The sequence below is a fragment of the Streptomyces sp. NPDC057854 genome (assembly GCF_042797055.1).
In the GTDB taxonomy this organism is placed as follows: domain Bacteria; phylum Actinomycetota; class Actinomycetes; order Streptomycetales; family Streptomycetaceae; genus Streptomyces.
This window is the reverse complement of the sequence record NZ_JBHVMF010000005.1, coordinates 41,696-57,680: the sequence shown is the minus strand read 5'-3', so window position 1 is coordinate 57,680 and position 15,985 is coordinate 41,696. Positions and strand designations below refer to the sequence as shown.

The following is a 15,985-nucleotide window of genomic DNA, read 5'->3' as shown; positions in this document are numbered from 1 at the left end:
GCCTACTTCCCGTCGGCCTTCCCGGAACCGGTCTCCGAGGCATCGGCCTCGGGGGCGTCGGGCTCGGGGGTCTCGGCGGTGTCGGAAGCCGCCTCGGCCTCCACGGCCTCCGCCTCCGCCTCCGTCTCCTTCTCCGGGGACTCCGCCTGCGCCGGGATCACCACCGCGTCCGTCTCGCCCGCCGGGCGGAGGGCGCCGGAGCGGATCTCCTGGGTGAAGTGGCAGGCCACCTTGTGGCCGCCGCCCGCGTCCGTCAGCTCCGGCCGCTCCTCCGCGCACTTGGGCTGGGCCCACGGGCAGCGGGTGTGGAAGCGGCAGCCGGCCGGCGGGTTCGCCGGGGAGGGCAGGTCGCCGGTCAGGAGGATCCGCTCGCGCCGCTCCTCGACCTCGGGGTCCGGCACCGGCACCGCGGACATGAGCGCCCGGGTGTACGGGTGCAGCGGCTCCTCGTACAGCGTGTCGCTCGGCGCCTCCTCCACGAGCGCGCCGAGGTACATCACGCCGATGACGTCCGAGATGTGCCGGACGACGGCGAGGTCGTGGGCGATGACCAGGTAGGTCAGGCCCATCGACTCCTGGAGCTCCTCCAGCAGGTTGATGACCTGCGCCTGGATGGAGACGTCCAGCGCGGAGACCGGCTCGTCGCAGATGATCAGGTCCGGCTCCAGGACCAGCGCGCGGGCGATGCCGATGCGCTGGCGCTGGCCGCCGGAGAACTCGTGCGGGTAGCGGGAGAGCGCGTTGGAGGGCAGGCCCACCTTGGCGAGGATCTCCCGGATCTTCTCCCGCCGCTCCTCCTGGTTCGCGCCGATCCCGTGCGCGGCCATGCCCTCGCTGAGGATGGACTCGATGTTCTGGCGCGGGTTGAGGCTGCCCAGCGGGTCCTGGAAGACCATCTGGAGCCGGCGGCGGAAGGAGCGCAGCTCCTTCTCCGGCAGCTTGGCGACGTCGGTGCCGTCGAGGACGACGGAGCCGTCGGTGACGTCGACGAGCCGCAGCACGGCCCGGCCGAGGGTGGTCTTGCCGCAGCCGGACTCGCCGACGAGGCCGTACGTCTGGCCCGCCTCGACCTTCAGCGAGATGCCGTCCACGGCGTAGACGTGGCCGACCGTGCGGTCGAAGAGGATGCCCTTCTTGACGGGGAAGTGGACCTTCACGCCGTCGAGTTCGAGCAGGCTCATGCCGGTACCTCCGTCGTGGCGAGGACCGGGTTGGCGCAGCGGGCGCGGTGGCCGGCCGCGCGCGGTTCGGTCAGTTCGGGCGTGCCGGTGAGGCACTCCATCTCGTACCGGTCGCAGCGCGGGGCGAAGGCGCAGCCGTCGGCCCAGGCGATCTGGTCGTTGATGGATCCGCGGATCGGGTGGAGCGGTTCGCCGCGCGGGGCGTCGAGCCGGGGGATGGAGCCGAGCAGCCCGTGGGTGTACGGGTGGGTCGGGTGGGCGAACAGCTCGCGGCGGGCGGCCGATTCGACGACCTTGCCGGCGTAGAGGACGTTCACCTGGTCGCAGAGGCCGGCGACGACACCCAGGTCGTGGGTGATCATCAGCAGCGCGGTGCCCTCCTGGTCGACCAGTTCCTTGAGGAGTTCGAGGATCTGGGCCTGGATGGTGACGTCGAGCGCGGTGGTCGGCTCGTCGGCGATGAGCAGGCGGGGGGCGCAGGCCACCGCCATGGCGATGAGCGCGCGCTGCCGCATGCCGCCGGAGAGCTGGTGCGGGTACTCCTTGAGCCGCCGGTTCGGGTCGGGGATGCCGACCCGGTCGAGCAGGTGCGCGGCCTCCTTGCGGGCGGCCTCGCCCTTCAGGCCGCGGTGGCGCTGGAGGATCTCGGTGACCTGGACGCCGATGGGGACGACCGGGTTCAGCGAGGAGAGCGGGTCCTGGAAGATCATCGCCATGTCGCGTCCGCGCAGGTCGCGCATCTTCGACGGGGAGAGCGACAGCAGGTCCGTGCCGTCGAGGTCGGCCCGGCCGCCGAGGGTGACGCCCTTCTTCGGCAGCAGCCCCATGAGGGCGAGCGAGGTCACGGACTTGCCGCAGCCCGACTCGCCGACGAGGCCGACGACCTGGCCCTGGTCGACGCCGAACGAGACGCCGTTGACCGCCCGGACGTCCTTGCGGCCGCGGCCGCCGAAGGTGACGGTGAGTTCGTCCACGGTGAGCAGTGGCATGTCAGCCTCGCAGCTTCGGGTCGAGGGCTTCGCGCATGGCCTCGCCGAGCAGGGTGAAGCCGAGGGCGGTGATGATGATGCCGACCGCCGGATACATGGACATCATCGGCTCGTTGTCGAAGAAGCGCTGGGCCGCGGAGAGCATGACGCCCCACTCGGGGACCGCGGGGTCGGGGTTGCCGAGTCCGAGGTACGAGAGGGCGGCGGCCTCGATGATGGCGGTGGCGAGGCTGAGCGTCGCCTGGACGATCACCGGGCTGAGCGAGTTCGGCAGGATCTGGGTGAAGACGATCCGGCGCTTGCGGATGCCGAGCGAGCGGGCCGCGAGCACGTAGTCGCTGCCGCCCTGGGCGAGCATCGAGCCGCGCAGCAGCCGGGTGAAGACCGGGATCTGCACCACGCCGACGGCGATCATCACGGTGGTGAGGGACTGGCCGAGGACGGCGGCGACGGAGACGGCGAGGAGCAGCGACGGCAGCGCGAGCAGGATGTCGGTGACGCGCATGATGGCGTCGTCGATCCGGCGCCCGGCCTTGCCGCCGAGGGTGGCCGCCGCGCCCGAGACGATGCCGACGACGGCGCCGATCAGCAGGCCGATGAGCATCGAGACGACGCCGACGAGCAGGGTCTGGCGGGCGCCGACGAGCATCCGGGAGAAGAGGTCCCGGCCGAGGTGGTCGAGGCCGAACCAGTTCTCGGCGCGGGCGCCGACGAACTCGCCGCGGTTGGAGAAGACCTCGCCGCGCCAGGTCTGCTCGGTGGGGCTGTACGGGGCGATCCACGGGCCGATGACCGCGAGCAGGACGAAGCCGGCGATGATGGCGCCGCCGATGAGCGCCATCTTGCTGCCGCGCAGCCGGCGCATCGCCTCGCGCCACAGGCTGGCGCCGCTGGCGGTCTCGGTCTTCGCCGTGAGCTGGGCGAGCCGGTCGATCTTGGAAGCAGTGTTGGTGAGACTCATCAGTGCACCCGCACCCTCGGGTCGATGACGCTGTACGCGAGGTCGACGAGCATGTTGATCACCACGTAGATCATGGCGATGAACATGATGAAGCCGACGAGCACCGGATAGTCGCGGGCGTCGATGGCGGTCCGGATGAAGGAGCCGATGCCGCCGAAGGTGAAGACGGACTCGGTGAGCACCGCGCCGGAGAGCAGGCTGCCGGTGAGCAGGCCGATGGCGGTGACGACGGGCAGCAGCGCGTTCCGCAGCACGTGGCGGACCCGGACGACGCGGCGCTCCAGGCCCTTGGACTCGGCGGTGCGGATGTAGTCCTCGCCGAGCACCTCCAGGACGCTGGCGCGGGTCATGCGGACGATGACGGCGAGCGGGATGGTGGCCAGGGCGATGCCGGGCAGCACGAGGTGCATGAGGGCGTCCCAGGCGGCGTCGAACTCGCCGGTGAGCACGCCGTCGAGGACGGCGAAGCCGGTGACGGTGGTGGCGTCGATGCCGGTGGACTGGCGGCCGAAGGTGCCGAAGATCCCGCCGAAGGCGCCCTTGAGCAGCTGGGCCAGGAAGAAGACCGGGATGCAGATGCCGACCAGGGAGCCGGAGACGGAGGCCACGTCGATCCAGCCGCCGCGCTTGCGGGCGGCGAGGTAGCCGAGCGGGATGCCCACGACGGTGGCGATGAGCATGGCCGCGAGGCTGAGTTCGACGGTGGCGGGGAAGCGCAGCACGAACTCGTCCCAGACGGGCTGTCCGGTCTGCACCGAGGTGCCGAGGTCGAGGTCGAGGAGGCGCTTGAGGAAGCGTCCGTACTGGACGTAGATCGGCTGGTCGAGGCCCAGCGCGCGGTTGATGCGCGCCACATCGGCTTCGGTCGCCCGCTCGCCCAGGATCGCTGAGGCGGGTCCGCCGGGCAGCCGGTTCAGCCAGATGAAGAGCAGAACCGACAGGCCGAGCAGGGTGGGTATGAGCTGGAGAAGTCGTCGTACGACGAGTCGCAACACCCCGCGTGCCCCTTTCTTGCGTGTGGAGGGTGGATGCGCGGACGCCCGGCCACGGGAGGAGCGCGTGACCGGGCGGACCGCTTACGGGTGTGTTACTTGAAGGAGACCTCGGCGAAGTTCTCCTGCGTCAGCGGGGAGACCTTCGGCGGGTTGACGTTCTTGCCGAACGCGATGGCCGGCGGGGAGGACGTCAGCGGGAGGCCCGGCAGGTACTCCATGATGGCCTCGTTGGCGGCCTTGTAGAGGTCCGTGCGCTTGGTCGGGTCGCCCTGGAGCGAGCCGGCCTTCACCGCGTTGAAGACCTTGTCGTTCTTGAAGCCCCACTGCTTGTCGTACCCGGCGAACCAGGTGCCGATGAAGTTGTAGCCGTCGTTGAAGTCACCGGTCCAGCCGAGCATGTGGAGGGCGCAGCCGCCCTTCTCCACCGCGTCGACGTAGTCCGGGTTCCACTTCTTCGGCTTGGGGTTGACCTTGATGCCGGCCTTCTCCAGGTCGGCCTTGACCAGCTCGAAGATGTCCTGCGGGGCGGGCATGTACGGGCGGGTGACCTCGGTCGGGTAGCAGAAGTCGACCGACAGGCCGCTCGCGCCGGCGCCGGCGAGCAGCGTCTTCGCCTTGGCGGTGTCGAACGGGTACTGCTTCACCTTGTCCGAGTAGCCGGCGACGGTGTCGGGCATGAACTGGGTCGCGACCTTGCCGCCCTCGGGCAGCTGGGTCTTGACGATGTTCTCGCGGTCGACGGCGTGCGCGATGGCCTGGCGGACCTCGGGCTTCTTCAGGGCCGGGTTGGCCTCCTGCGTCATGCCGAGGTAGAGCAGGTTGAAGACGTCGCGGGTCGGGACCTTGAAGCCGGCGCCCTCGAGGGTCTTGATGTCGGCGGGCGCGACGAGGTCGTAGCCGTCGATGTCACCGGCCTGGAGCGCCTGGCGGCGGCCCTCCTCGGTGTCGATCGTGCGGAAGACCAGGTTCTTCACCTTGGCCTTCTCGCCCCAGTAGTCGTCGAAGCGCTCCAGGGCGACTTCCTTGTTGCCCTTGTTCCACTTCGTGATCTTGTACGGGCCGGTGCCGGCGACCGTGCCGGCCTCCTGGCTGTACTTGGGGTAGGTGATGGCGTCGCCGGCCTCGGTGACCTGCTGCTTCGCGTACTCCTGGAGCGCCTTGGGCGAGTGGATCGCGAGGGCGTTCAGGGAGAAGCCGCCGGGGAGGTTGGCGGAGGGCTCGTGGACCTCGATGACGGCGGTGGAGGCGTCCTTGGCCGTGCAGGACTTGTAGTTCGCCTTGGGCGTCTCCTTGTCCTCGTTGGCCTTGAAGCCGCCCATGATGGTCTGCCAGTAGTACGAGACCGCGCTCGACTGGTAGGTGCCCTTCCAGTTGAACCAGTAGTCGTAGTTGGCGCAGACCGCCTTCGCGTCGAAGGTCTCGCCGTCGTGGAACTTCACGCCCTGGCGGAGGTTGAAGGTCCAGACGGTGCCCTCGGGGTTGCTCGACCACTTCTCGGCGAGCCCGCCGACGAGCTTGCTGCCGCCGGGCTCGTGCTCCAGGAGCGCCTCGAACGCCTGGCGGGTGACCCGGAAGGTCTCGCCGTCGCTCGCGAGGGCCGGGTCGAGGGAGGCCGGGTCGCCCGGGGCGCCGAACACGAAGGTGTCCTTGGCTCCGGACTTGTTCTCGTCCTTGTCCCGGTCGCTCGCGCAGCCCGTGGCGATGAGGCCGACCGTGATGGCCGCCGTCAGAGCCCGGGTCGACCGGGAATTGAGTATGCGCATGGGTCCACCCCTGGGTCGCCATGTGTGGTCTTGACCGGCCGAACGCTACTGGCGAGTGACGGCGCAGAGAACAGTCCGCATAGCGGTGATACCAACCTGAGACCCGGACAGTCACCAAATCGGGCGGTTGCCGGACATCGGCGCCCGGAGCGTCCGCAAGCGGACGCAAAACCCCGCTCTGGCAAGGGATTTCGGCCAGAGCGGGGTGACGGGGACGAAGCGGGCGTCAGCCGCGCCGCGCGGGCGGGTAGCCGTATCCCGGACGGTGTGCTCCCGCATGCTGGGACGGGGTGCCGTGCGCCTCGCGGTCGTAGAAGGGCCGCGCGTGGGCCCGCAGCCAGAGCGCCACCGGGTCGTACGCGTCGGAGAGCGCGACCGTCGAGACCGGCAGCCCCTCGGGCACGGCGTTGATCGACTGGCGCATCATCGCCCGCACCTCGTCGACGGTCGCGGCCGAACCGTCGTACAGGTCCAGGCCGATGACCAGGTACGGAGTCCCCAGCGCGGGCTGCACCCAGCCGCGGCGGAGCGAGCGGACGGCCGGCGTCCGGTGCGCGTTCTGGGTGAGCTGGGCGTAGAACTGCGGGATCTCCAGGGCCGGTTCGGAGACCCGGAGCGGTCCGGCGGGCATCCGGTCGAGGCCGGTGGCGATCCGGCGCAGATCGGCCCACGGGATGCCGACGCCGCCGCCGGGCGCGTGCGGGTTGAGCCAGACGCCCCAGCGCTCCGGGTAGAGGGCGCGGGCGATCTCCCGGCCGGTGGTGCGCTCGTGGGCGCGCTGCCAGCCGGAGGCGGCCAGTTCGCCGGGCGAGGTGACGCAGGGCGCGTAGCCGTGGCCGTCGACCTCCATGTTGCCGTACTGGGCCTCCGGCGACCCCGGGGCGCCCTGCCAGAGCAGCATGTACAGCTCGCCGTCGGCCAGGGCGTGCAGCAGCCCCTCGTACGCGTCGTAGCGTCCGGGCGCCACCTGGCGCAGCATGTGCTCGACCTGTCCGGTCGTGGCGCCCCCTGACGCGCTCACCCTGGGTCCCGCCCCTCTGTCCTCGGTGTCGTACGGCTCGGTCACGGCTCGGTTCGGTGGATCGGTCTCGGTCGGTCCAGCTTAGACAGCGCCGGGGTCAGCCGGCGGTGCGCTGGTAGAAGGGGCGCACCCGTTCCAGCATCCAGTCGGCGACCGGGTCCTGGGCCATGTCGAGGAGGATGAGGTTGACCGGCCAGGCGACCTCGACGCGGCCGAGGGCGCGGCCGAGGGCGTCCAGCGGCGCGTTGCGGTCCACGCCGTCCCAGCCGGTGAGCTGGACGCCGACGAAGAGGGCCGGTTCGGTGCCCTCGACGCTGGCGAGGGTGCGGCGGGCGGTGGCGACGACGCCGGTGGCCTCGAACTCGGCGGCAGCGGCGGCGAGGAAGTCGACCGGGTCGTCCTGCCAGTCGGGCTCGAAGAGCCGGACCCGGCCGCCGGTCGCGGGACCGTCGAGGGCGGTGCGGCCGACCCGGCACAGCTCGGCGACGGCGGGCGGCGGCAGCGGGACGCCGACGGTGCCGCCGGGGTTGACGGCGATGCCGAGCTGCGGGGGCAGACCGCGGGCGAAGTCACGGGCGGGGGCGACGGCGAAGGACATGTGCGGGCCGACGCAGGCGAGGAACTGCTCCTGCGAGCTGTAGACCGGCACGTACGCGCCGCCGCCGATCTCCAGAGTGGCGAGGTCCAGGTCGGCGCTGTCGGGGCCGCCGCCGTTGGGCAGCGGGACCCAGACCTGGCTGCGGCCGAGCACCTCGATGAGCCGGCCTCCGGCCGCGGGCTCCCCGAGCGCGGCGGCCAGCGCCTCCTCCAGCTCGTTGCCCGGCCACGTCACGTCCACGGCGGTTCCGTCCCCTTCTCGTACGGCCCTGGTCCCGGCCGTCCCGCAGCACCCTAACGCCGCCCCGCCCCGGCTGTGACCAGAACCCGCCTCCGGGCAGCCGGCGGTCAGCCCGGCTCGCGGAAGCCGATGCGGCGCAGCGCGGTCGCCGCGTCCCGGTCGAGGAGGGTGGCGGAGGCGCAGCCGCGCGGCGGCCGGCCCGCCTCGACGGCGGCGACGAGCCGGCCGACGGCCCTGCGGTGCCGGGCGAAGGCGTACGCGGACACCCCGCGGCCCCGCTCGCGCTGCCCGTCCCGGGCGGTGTCCGGGTCGACGTCGAGGAGGACCATGTGGAGGGCGCGGCCGCGGCGGGCGGCGGCGCGGGCGAGCCAGCCGCGCACCCAGGACTGGGTGCCGCAGTCGTGCACGACGACCCCGGCGCCGGAGCGCAGGGCCCGGTGCAGCCCGGCGTAGTGCGCGATTCGGACCAGCGGGCGGTAGAGCGCGTACGGCAGCAGGCGGGGCATCCGGGCCTCCCAGCGCTCGCGGGTGTCCTGCGAGTCGATGCCGCGGCCCTGGGCGGTGCGCCGCAGCAGGGTGGACTTGCCGCTGCCGGGCAGCCCGGAGACGACGACGACGTCGCCGGCGGCGAAGGTCAGGGCGCGCGGGACGCGCCCGCCGCGGTCGCGCAGGTCCCGCACGACGCGCCCGCGGGCGGTCCGGGCGCGGGCCCGCTGGGCCGGTATGGCGTCGCCGGCGACGACGCCTGAGTGCTGGATCCTCATCGCTGTTCCCCCTGTCGGGCCCCGGGAGACGGACCGGGCGACCTCAGAGACCCTTGCCCACGAAGTGTAAAGAATCGGTAATCCGAGACAAGCGATTTGCGGCGCGGACACCGCGTGCGATGATGTGCGCGCCAGGCGCGCGCAGCGCCGTACAACCGCATACCGGCCGCTCGAATCCGCGCGGGAGAGTTCCGGACCGGCCCTGGGCCGTCCGGGCGCCGAAGGAGCAAGTCCCTCCCTTGAATCTCTCAGGCCCCGTACCGCGTGGATGAGGCAGATCTGAAAAGCGGGACGCCCGTCGTGTCCCCACCCAAGGTGCAAGCCGGGGATGCCCCCGGTGAACCTCTCAGGTTCCATGACAGATGGGGAGGAACGTCCTTGCCTGTCATGTTTTCCGCCTTCGGGACCCGGGAGCCACGTCCATCATGAGCACCACCCCCCGTCTGACCGCCCTCGATGCCGTGCATCGTTCCCTGGGCGCGACCATGACCGACTTCGCCGGCTGGGACATGCCGCTGCGGTACGGCAGCGAGCGCGACGAGCACAACGCCGTCCGCACCAAGGCCGGTCTCTTCGACCTCTCCCACATGGGCGAGATCACCGTCACCGGCCCGCAGGCCGTCGACCTGCTCGACTACGCCCTGGTCGGCAACATCTCCACGGTGGGCAACGGCCGCGCCCGCTACACGATGATCTGCCGGGAGGACGGCGGCATCCTCGACGACCTGATCGTCTACCGCCTCGGCGAGACGGAATACATGGTCGTCGCCAACGCCTCCAATGCCCAGGTCGTCCTGGACGCCCTGACCGAGCGCGCGGCCGGCTTCGACGCCGAGGTCCGCGACGACCGCGACGCGTACGCCCTGATCGCCGTCCAGGGCCCGGAGTCCCCCGGCATCCTGAAGCAGCTCACCGACGCCGACCTGGACGGCCTCAAGTACTACGCGGGCCTCCCCGGCACCGTCGCCGGCGTCCCGGCGCTGATCGCCCGCACCGGCTACACCGGCGAGGACGGCTTCGAGCTGTTCCTGAAGCCGGAGCACGCCGAGGGCGTCTGGAAGGCCCTGACGGAGGCGGGCGCGGGCGCCGGCCTGATCCCGTGCGGCCTGTCCTGCCGCGACACGCTGCGCCTGGAGGCGGGCATGCCGCTGTACGGGCACGAGCTGACCACCTCCCTCACCCCCTTCGACGCCGGTCTCGGCCGGGTCGTGAAGTTCGAGAAGCCGGGCGACTTCGTCGGCCGCAAGGCGCTGGAGGCCGCCGCCGAGCGCGCCGAGACCGCCCCGCCGCGCAAGCTGGTCGGCCTGGTCGCCGAGGGCCGCCGCGTCCCGCGCGCCGGCATGCAGGTCGTCGCGGGCGGCGAGGTCGTCGGCGAGATCACCTCCGGCGCCCCCTCCCCCACGCTCGGCGCGCCGATCGCGATGGCGTACGTCGACGCGGCGCACGCGGCGCCCGGCACCGAGGGCGTGGGCGTGGACATCCGCGGCACCCACGAGCCGTACAAGGTCGTCGCGCTGCCGTTCTACAAGCGCCAGAAGTGACGCGTTCGTCTCGCGAAACGTCTCACCCCGCAAGACCCCCGTACATCCGCACTCCCCCGATCCAGGAGAATCAGGCCATGAGCAACCCCCAGCAGCTTCGCTACAGCAAGGAGCACGAGTGGCTGTCGGCCGTCGAGGACGGCGTCGCCACGGTCGGCATCACCGAGCACGCGGCCAACGCCCTCGGTGACATCGTCTACGTCCAGCTTCCCGCGGTCGGCGACACCGTGACCGAGGGCGAGTCCTGCGGCGAGCTGGAGTCGACCAAGTCCGTCAGCGAGCTGTACGCCCCTGTGTCCGGTGAGGTCGTCGAGGCCAACCAGGACGTCGTGGACGACCCGGCGCTGGTGAACACCGCCCCGTTCGAGGGCGGCTGGCTGTTCAAGGTGCGCCTGTCGGACGAGAGCCAGGCCGAGGCCCTGCTCTCCGCCGACGAGTACACCGCCTTCACCGCAGGCTGACCGAGACCCCCTAGGGATCGCTTCATGTCGCTTCTGAACACTCCCCTCCACGAGCTGGACCCGGACGTCGCCGCCGCCGTCGACGCCGAGCTCCACCGCCAGCAGTCCACCCTCGAGATGATCGCCTCGGAGAACTTCGCTCCGGTCGCGGTCATGGAGGCCCAGGGCTCCGTCCTCACCAACAAGTACGCCGAGGGCTACCCGGGCCGCCGCTACTACGGCGGCTGCGAGCACGTCGACGTGGCCGAGCAGATCGCGATCGACCGGATCAAGGACCTGTTCGGCGCCGAGTACGCCAACGTGCAGCCGCACTCCGGCGCCTCCGCCAACCAGGCCGCGCTCTTCGCGATCGCCCAGCCGGGCGACACGATCCTGGGTCTGGACCTGGCGCACGGCGGCCACCTCACCCACGGCATGCGCCTGAACTTCTCCGGCAAGCAGTTCAACGTGGTCGCGTACCACGTGGACGAGGCCGGCCTGGTCGACATGGCCGAGGTCGAGCGCCTGGCGAAGGAGCACCGCCCGAAGGTGATCATCGCCGGCTGGTCGGCGTACCCGCGCCAGCTGGACTTCGCGGAGTTCCGCCGGATCGCCGACGAGGTCGAGGCGTACCTGTGGGTCGACATGGCCCACTTCGCGGGTCTGGTCGCGGCCGGTCTGCACCCGAACCCGGTCGAGTACGCCGACGTGGTGACCTCCACCACGCACAAGACGCTCGGCGGCCCGCGCGGCGGCATCATCCTGGCGAAGAAGGAGTTCGCGAAGAAACTGAACTCCTCGGTCTTCCCCGGCTTCCAGGGCGGCCCGCTGGAGCACGTGATCGCGGCCAAGGCGGTCTCCTTCAAGGTCGCGGCCTCGGAGGAGTTCAAGGAGCGCCAGCAGCGCACCCTGGACGGCGCCCGGATCCTGGCCGAGCGCCTGGTCCAGGACGACGTCACCGCGCACGGCGTCTCGGTCCTCTCCGGCGGCACCGACGTGCACCTGGTCCTGGTGGACCTGCGGAACTCGGAGCTCGACGGCCAGCAGGCCGAGGACCGGCTCCACGAGGTCGGCATCACGGTCAACCGGAACGCCGTCCCGAACGACCCGCGCCCGCCGATGGTCACCTCCGGCCTGCGCATCGGCACGCCGGCCCTCGCCACCCGCGGCTTCCGGGCCGAGGACTTCACCGAGGTCGCCGACATCATCGCCGAGACGCTCAAGCCGGGCTTCGACGCGGACAAGGCCGCGGCGCTGAAGGCCCGCGTGACCGCGCTGGCCGACAAGCACCCGCTGTACCCCGGCCTGAAGTAATTTCGTACGCTTTTGTTCGTACGAAGCTTCCGGGGCACCGCGCACACTGGACAGTGCGGCGCGGTGCCCCGCCGCTTTGCCCCCTCCCCCCACCCCGCTTCCTGCTCTTGTCTCTGCACCACCCCGGCAGACAACGGCGTCTAGCCCCACAAGGAGTCCCCCCGTGGCCATCTCGGTCTTCGACCTGTTCTCGATCGGCATCGGCCCGTCGAGCTCCCACACGGTGGGCCCGATGCGCGCGGCCCGGATGTTCGCCCGCCGGCTGCGGAACGAGGGGCTGCTCGACCGGGTCGCCTCGGTCCGGGCCGAGCTGTACGGCTCGCTGGGCGCGACCGGCCACGGCCACGGCACCCCGAAGGCGGTCCTGCTGGGCCTGGAGGGGAAGTCGCCGCGCACGGTGGACGTGGAGACGGCCGACGACGAGGTCGAGCGGATCAAGTCGGGCGGCCGGATCAGCCTGCTGGGGACGCACGAGATCCCGTTCTCCTTCGACGACGACCTGATCCTGCACCGCCGCAAGGCGCTGCCGTACCACGCCAACGGCATGACGGTCTCCGCGTACGACGCCGAGGGCGGCCTCGTGCTGGAGAAGACGTACTACTCCGTCGGCGGCGGCTTCGTCGTCGACGAGGACGCCGTGGCGGGCGAGAACCCGATCGTCCCGGACGACACCGTCCTGAAGTACCCCTTCCGCACCGGTGACGAGCTGCTCCGCCTCACCCGGGAGACCGGCCTGTCGATCTCCTCGCTGATGCTGGAGAACGAGAAGGCGTGGCGCACCGAGGAGGAGATCCGCGCGGGCCTGCTGGAGATCTGGCGGGTCATGCAGGCGTGCGTCTCGCGCGGCATGTCCCGCGAGGGCATCCTGCCGGGCGGCCTGAAGGTCCGCCGCCGTGCCGCGACCTCCGCCCGCAAGCTGCGCTCCGAGGGCGACCCGGCGGCGCACGCCATGGAGTGGATCACGCTCTACGCGATGGCCGTGAACGAGGAGAACGCGGCGGGCGGCCGGGTGGTCACCGCCCCGACGAACGGCGCGGCCGGCATCATCCCCGCCGTCCTGCACTACTACATGAACTTCGTCCCGGGCGCCGACGAGGACGGCATCGTCCGCTTCCTGCTCGCCGCCGGCGCGGTCGGCATGCTCTTCAAGGAGAACGCGTCGATCTCCGGCGCCGAGGTCGGCTGCCAGGGCGAGGTCGGCTCGGCCTGCTCGATGGCGGCGGGCGCGCTCGCCGAGGTCCTGGGCGGCTCCCCCGAGCAGGTGGAGAACGCGGCCGAGATCGGCATGGAGCACAACCTGGGCCTGACCTGCGACCCGGTCGGCGGCCTGGTCCAGATCCCGTGCATCGAGCGCAACGGCATGGCGGCGGTGAAGGCCGTGACGGCGGCGAAGATGTCGATGCGCGGCGACGGCAGCCACCTGGTCTCCCTCGACAAGGTCATCAAGACCATGAAGGAGACCGGCGCCGACATGAGCGTCAAGTACAAGGAGACCGCCCGCGGCGGCCTCGCGGTGAACATCATCGAGTGCTGAGCGCTCGCACGCGCGCGCGTGCGTGACTGACGGCCGGTCCCGCCCCCCGCGGGGCCGGCCGTGGTGCGTTCGGGTCAGTAGCGGACCCAGAGGACGTAGACGTCCGGGCGGCTGGGGTGGAAGGGCTCGCAGAAGTAGATCTTGCCCCACATCCACTCGCCGGCCTGGCCGGCGGCCTGGCACTCGGCGTACGAGGCGTGGTGGCTGCGGGCGTAGAAGCCGGGGGCGGCGGCCTCGGCGGTGCCGGCGGTGCCGAGCGCGAGGGCTCCAGCGGTGGCCGCGGTGGCGAGGGCGGCGGCGACGCGACGGTACATGGCATGTCCTCCTGAAATGAACGATGCGATGTGGTGCGGGATGGTGCCGTGCGTTTCGTGCCGGCTGCGCAGCCGGGACGAAACGTATCGGCCGCCCCCGTCGCGGGCAATAGGTCTAGGCCAATCCTCGGATGGATGGCCGGATGCCGGGTGGACGGCCGGATCCGAGCGGTCATAAGCGGATCCAGTGCGGGTCCGGCACCACCGTGAGGAGGGCGGAGAGCGCCACGATCACGGCGAGCACGCTCAGCTCGACCCGGGCCGGGGGGCGCGCGTCGGTGCCCGACAGCAGCCGGGAGCGGGCGGCCAGGGCGAGCAGGCTGGCGGCGCCGAAGAGGGCGAGCTTCAGCAGCAGGACCCTGCCGTACGCGGTGGTGAGGACGGCGTCCAGCGGCAGCCGGCGCAGGGTGGAGACGGTGCCGGTCGCGGCCAGGGCGGCGTACAGGAAGGCGGCGAGCCTGGCGTACCGGAGCAGCACCGCGCGCCCGCCGCCGCGCAGCCGCACCACCCGGAGGACGTACAGCAGGGTGCCGGTCCACAGCGAGGCGGCGGTGAGGTGGACGACGGTGAGGGCGGTGCCGGTGCCGAAGCCGGCGGTCTCGGGGTGGGCGCGCAGCGCCTCGGCGGCGATCGCGGCGGCGAGCGGGAGGGCGGCCAGGGCGGGGCGCCGGGAGGCGGCGCAGAGCGCGGCGAGCAGGCAGGCGTTGGCGGTGACGAGCAGCAGCCGGCCCTCGCGGAGCCCGTAGACGACGGGGAGGCTCAGTCCGCTGACGGCGGCGAGGAGGAGCAGGAGGCCGGCGGAGGCCGCGGCGGCGAGCAGGGCGCCGGGGGCGGCCCAGGGGCGCGGCAGCGGGCCGTCGCCGGCGAGCCGGGTGCCGGCGAGTTCGCCGGCGGCGAGGGCGAGGCCGGCCAGGAGCAGGATCCGCAGGAGGGTGGTGATGCCGGCCGCGGGTATGCGGAGTTCGCCGGTGCCCGCGCGGGCGAGTCCGGCGCCCAGCAGGGCGACGGCGAGAACGCCGAGGACGGCGGCGGCGGGGAGCACCGCGGCGCCTCGGCGGCGGGGGGTGCCGAGAGGTCCGGGAAGCGTCACCGGACGATCGTCACCGAGCCCGGGACGGGCGGCAACTCAGGGTGAACGCCGCCCGGTCCCGGTCCCGTGCCAGGTCAGCCCCGGGTCACGCCTTGCTGAGGTGGGACCAGAACTCGTCCCACGACAGGCGGCCGTCGCCGTTGTCGTCGCGCTGCTTGATGAGGGCCTCGGCGACCGTCTCGGTGACGTTGAAGTCACCCAGCTGGGCCATGACGCTCTTGTACTCCGCGGCGGTGATGAAGCCGTCCCCGTCCACGTCGTATCGGTTGAATGCCGTGCGTGCCGACTCGATGTCCGCCACTGCTGTCCGCCCCTTCTCGGTGCTGTTCTTGACGGGGGTCAGATTAGCGGGCCGGGCGGGGTCCGCCGAGAGCGGTACGAGCTCCGCCCCGCGCCGGGTGTCCACCATGTGGATGATCGAGGGAAACAAACGATGAAGCGCATAGTCATTCATAGTTTGCAAGGCGGGTGCTTCACGTCACCAACGATTCATCGTTGAAGTGTCCGCATTTGCCACGTCTATGTGCGATATGGGCGTTTGGCGGTGTGGCCCGCCGTCTGTCATAGTCGGTGTCACGACCCCCATTGACCCGGGCCAGGTCGACTCAGCGGCCGTGGATACACCCCCCCGTCCACGGCGCTTCACACGGAAGCCCCCAGCAGCCCCACCACGGCGCACGGGGGCTTCCGTGCGTCCGGGGCCGTTCCGCGCGCGAAAGCGGGCCGGTGGTCAGCGGTCGGTGACCCGCATCTCGAACCAGGTCGTCTTTCCGCGCGGCCCGAGGTCCACGCCCCACCGGTCGGAGAGCTTGTCGACGAGGAAGAGACCCCGGCCGCTGACGTCCAGCTCGGCCACCGGCATCAGGCAGGGCAGCCCGCGCGAGGGGTCCCGGACCTCGATCCGGATCCGCCCCGGCCGCCGCTGGACGCGCAGCGCGAAGACCCGGGCGCCGGTGTGCCGGACCGCGTTCCCCACCAGCTCGGAGACGAGCAGGACCGCGTGCTCGGCGAGGGTCGCGCCCAGGCCCCACTGGCGGAGCACCACGTACTGGGTGAGCCGCCGGGCGGTCCTGGCGGACTCGGGCCGCGACGGAAGCCGGACGTCGGCGTCCGCCGGATTGCCCCACTCCCGCATCGCCGCGAGGGCCTCTTCGTCCTCCAGGGTCGGAGTCCACCGTGCGGCGGGCACACCGCCCTGCCGCGGTTGCTCCCTGCTCTCCAGGCCCGCCATGCCCCCCAT

At 71.7% G+C, this 15,985-nt stretch carries 16 protein-coding genes and 1 riboswitch; of the genes, 4 read left to right on the top strand and 12 right to left on the bottom strand.

Features of this window, described 5'->3' with window-relative positions:
- Positions 1-2 precede the first annotated feature (2 nt).
- The 8 genes from ACFVQZ_RS09655 to ACFVQZ_RS09620 all read right to left on the bottom strand — a co-directional run bounded on the left by ACFVQZ_RS09655 (position 3) and on the right by ACFVQZ_RS09620 (position 8,512).
- The gene (locus ACFVQZ_RS09655) at positions 3-1,181 is read right to left on the bottom strand and encodes an ABC transporter ATP-binding protein (protein ID WP_383620848.1); all 1,179 of its coding nucleotides are present in this window, start codon (positions 1,179-1,181) and stop codon (positions 3-5) included.
- Complete coding sequence (locus ACFVQZ_RS09650; protein ID WP_030492518.1) at positions 1,178-2,170, bottom strand: ABC transporter ATP-binding protein; 993 nt, start codon at positions 2,168-2,170, stop codon at positions 1,178-1,180. Before ACFVQZ_RS09650 ends, ACFVQZ_RS09655 begins: the two co-directional genes overlap by 4 nt.
- 1 nt (position 2,171) lies before the next feature.
- Positions 2,172-3,131 carry an ABC transporter permease gene (locus ACFVQZ_RS09645; protein ID WP_030492519.1) on the bottom strand — a complete coding sequence of 320 codons (960 nt, stop codon included), beginning with the start codon at positions 3,129-3,131 and terminating at the stop codon, positions 2,172-2,174.
- A complete protein-coding gene (locus tag ACFVQZ_RS09640; protein ID WP_030492520.1) occupies positions 3,131-4,126 on the bottom strand; it encodes an ABC transporter permease in 996 nt (331 codons plus the stop codon). The genes ACFVQZ_RS09645 and ACFVQZ_RS09640 overlap by 1 nt, the downstream gene beginning before the upstream one ends.
- A gap of 92 nt (positions 4,127-4,218) precedes the next feature.
- Positions 4,219-5,889, bottom strand: a complete 1,671-nt coding sequence (locus tag ACFVQZ_RS09635) for an ABC transporter substrate-binding protein (protein WP_030492521.1) — start codon at positions 5,887-5,889, stop codon at positions 4,219-4,221.
- 226 nt (positions 5,890-6,115) lie between these two features.
- Entirely contained in the window at positions 6,116-6,910 is a 795-nt protein-coding gene (locus ACFVQZ_RS09630) for an enhanced serine sensitivity protein SseB C-terminal domain-containing protein (protein ID WP_030492522.1), read from the bottom strand.
- Positions 6,911-7,007: 97 nt separating this feature from the next.
- Complete coding sequence (locus ACFVQZ_RS09625) at positions 7,008-7,748, bottom strand: enhanced serine sensitivity protein SseB (RefSeq protein WP_030492523.1); 741 nt, start codon at positions 7,746-7,748, stop codon at positions 7,008-7,010.
- Positions 7,749-7,855: 107 nt separating this feature from the next.
- The gene (locus ACFVQZ_RS09620) at positions 7,856-8,512 is read right to left on the bottom strand and encodes an AAA family ATPase (RefSeq protein ID WP_030492524.1); all 657 of its coding nucleotides are present in this window, start codon (positions 8,510-8,512) and stop codon (positions 7,856-7,858) included.
- A gap of 171 nt (positions 8,513-8,683) precedes the next feature.
- Positions 8,684-8,785, top strand: a riboswitch (glycine riboswitch).
- Positions 8,786-8,937: 152 nt separating this feature from the next.
- Here ACFVQZ_RS09620 and gcvT point away from each other — a divergent pair.
- The 4 genes from gcvT to ACFVQZ_RS09600 all read left to right on the top strand — a co-directional run bounded on the left by gcvT (position 8,938) and on the right by ACFVQZ_RS09600 (position 13,341).
- Positions 8,938-10,053 carry a glycine cleavage system aminomethyltransferase GcvT gene (gene gcvT, locus ACFVQZ_RS09615; RefSeq protein WP_030492525.1) on the top strand — a complete coding sequence of 372 codons (1,116 nt, stop codon included), beginning with the start codon at positions 8,938-8,940 and terminating at the stop codon, positions 10,051-10,053.
- A 77-nt stretch (positions 10,054-10,130) separates the two neighbouring features.
- Positions 10,131-10,514 carry a glycine cleavage system protein GcvH gene (gcvH, locus tag ACFVQZ_RS09610; RefSeq protein WP_030492526.1) on the top strand — a complete coding sequence of 128 codons (384 nt, stop codon included), beginning with the start codon at positions 10,131-10,133 and terminating at the stop codon, positions 10,512-10,514.
- A gap of 24 nt (positions 10,515-10,538) precedes the next feature.
- Complete coding sequence (gene glyA, locus ACFVQZ_RS09605; RefSeq protein WP_030492527.1) at positions 10,539-11,807, top strand: serine hydroxymethyltransferase; 1,269 nt, start codon at positions 10,539-10,541, stop codon at positions 11,805-11,807.
- A 163-nt stretch (positions 11,808-11,970) separates the two neighbouring features.
- Complete coding sequence (locus ACFVQZ_RS09600) at positions 11,971-13,341, top strand: L-serine ammonia-lyase (protein WP_383620843.1); 1,371 nt, start codon at positions 11,971-11,973, stop codon at positions 13,339-13,341.
- 74 nt (positions 13,342-13,415) lie between these two features.
- Here the strand turns inward: ACFVQZ_RS09600 and ACFVQZ_RS09595 are convergent, their stop codons facing one another.
- The 4 genes from ACFVQZ_RS09595 to ACFVQZ_RS09580 all read right to left on the bottom strand — a co-directional run bounded on the left by ACFVQZ_RS09595 (position 13,416) and on the right by ACFVQZ_RS09580 (position 15,976).
- Positions 13,416-13,655 (bottom strand): hypothetical protein, encoded by a 240-nt coding sequence (locus ACFVQZ_RS09595; RefSeq protein ID WP_030492530.1) that lies wholly within the window; start codon positions 13,653-13,655, stop codon positions 13,416-13,418.
- A gap of 172 nt (positions 13,656-13,827) precedes the next feature.
- Positions 13,828-14,745 (bottom strand): CopD family protein, encoded by a 918-nt coding sequence (locus ACFVQZ_RS09590; RefSeq protein WP_383620841.1) that lies wholly within the window; start codon positions 14,743-14,745, stop codon positions 13,828-13,830.
- 85 nt (positions 14,746-14,830) lie between these two features.
- On the bottom strand, positions 14,831-15,046 hold the full coding sequence (locus ACFVQZ_RS09585) for an EF-hand domain-containing protein (protein ID WP_015036303.1): 216 nt from the start codon (positions 15,044-15,046) through the stop codon (positions 14,831-14,833).
- 429 nt (positions 15,047-15,475) lie between these two features.
- The gene (locus ACFVQZ_RS09580) at positions 15,476-15,976 is read right to left on the bottom strand and encodes an ATP-binding protein (protein WP_030492532.1); all 501 of its coding nucleotides are present in this window, start codon (positions 15,974-15,976) and stop codon (positions 15,476-15,478) included.
- Positions 15,977-15,985 lie beyond the last annotated feature (9 nt).

Bases quoted from the DNA above. Each gene is read 5' to 3' on its own strand.
- ACFVQZ_RS09655 (WP_383620848.1), bottom strand. From the start codon at position 1,181: ATGAGCCTGCTCGAACTCGACGGCGTGAAGGTCCACTTCCCCGTCAAG.
- ACFVQZ_RS09650 (WP_030492518.1), bottom strand. From the start codon at position 2,170: ATGCCACTGCTCACCGTGGACGAACTCACCGTCACCTTCGGCGGCCGC.
- ACFVQZ_RS09645 (WP_030492519.1), bottom strand. From the start codon at position 3,131: ATGAGTCTCACCAACACTGCTTCCAAGATCGACCGGCTCGCCCAGCTC.
- ACFVQZ_RS09635 (WP_030492521.1), bottom strand. From the start codon at position 5,889: ATGCGCATACTCAATTCCCGGTCGACCCGGGCTCTGACGGCGGCCATC.
- ACFVQZ_RS09620 (WP_030492524.1), bottom strand. From the start codon at position 8,512: ATGAGGATCCAGCACTCAGGCGTCGTCGCCGGCGACGCCATACCGGCC.
- gcvT (WP_030492525.1), top strand. From the start codon at position 8,938: ATGAGCACCACCCCCCGTCTGACCGCCCTCGATGCCGTGCATCGTTCC.
- gcvH (WP_030492526.1), top strand. From the start codon at position 10,131: ATGAGCAACCCCCAGCAGCTTCGCTACAGCAAGGAGCACGAGTGGCTG.
- glyA (WP_030492527.1), top strand. From the start codon at position 10,539: ATGTCGCTTCTGAACACTCCCCTCCACGAGCTGGACCCGGACGTCGCC.
- ACFVQZ_RS09595 (WP_030492530.1), bottom strand. From the start codon at position 13,655: ATGTACCGTCGCGTCGCCGCCGCCCTCGCCACCGCGGCCACCGCTGGA.
- ACFVQZ_RS09580 (WP_030492532.1), bottom strand. From the start codon at position 15,976: ATGGCGGGCCTGGAGAGCAGGGAGCAACCGCGGCAGGGCGGTGTGCCC.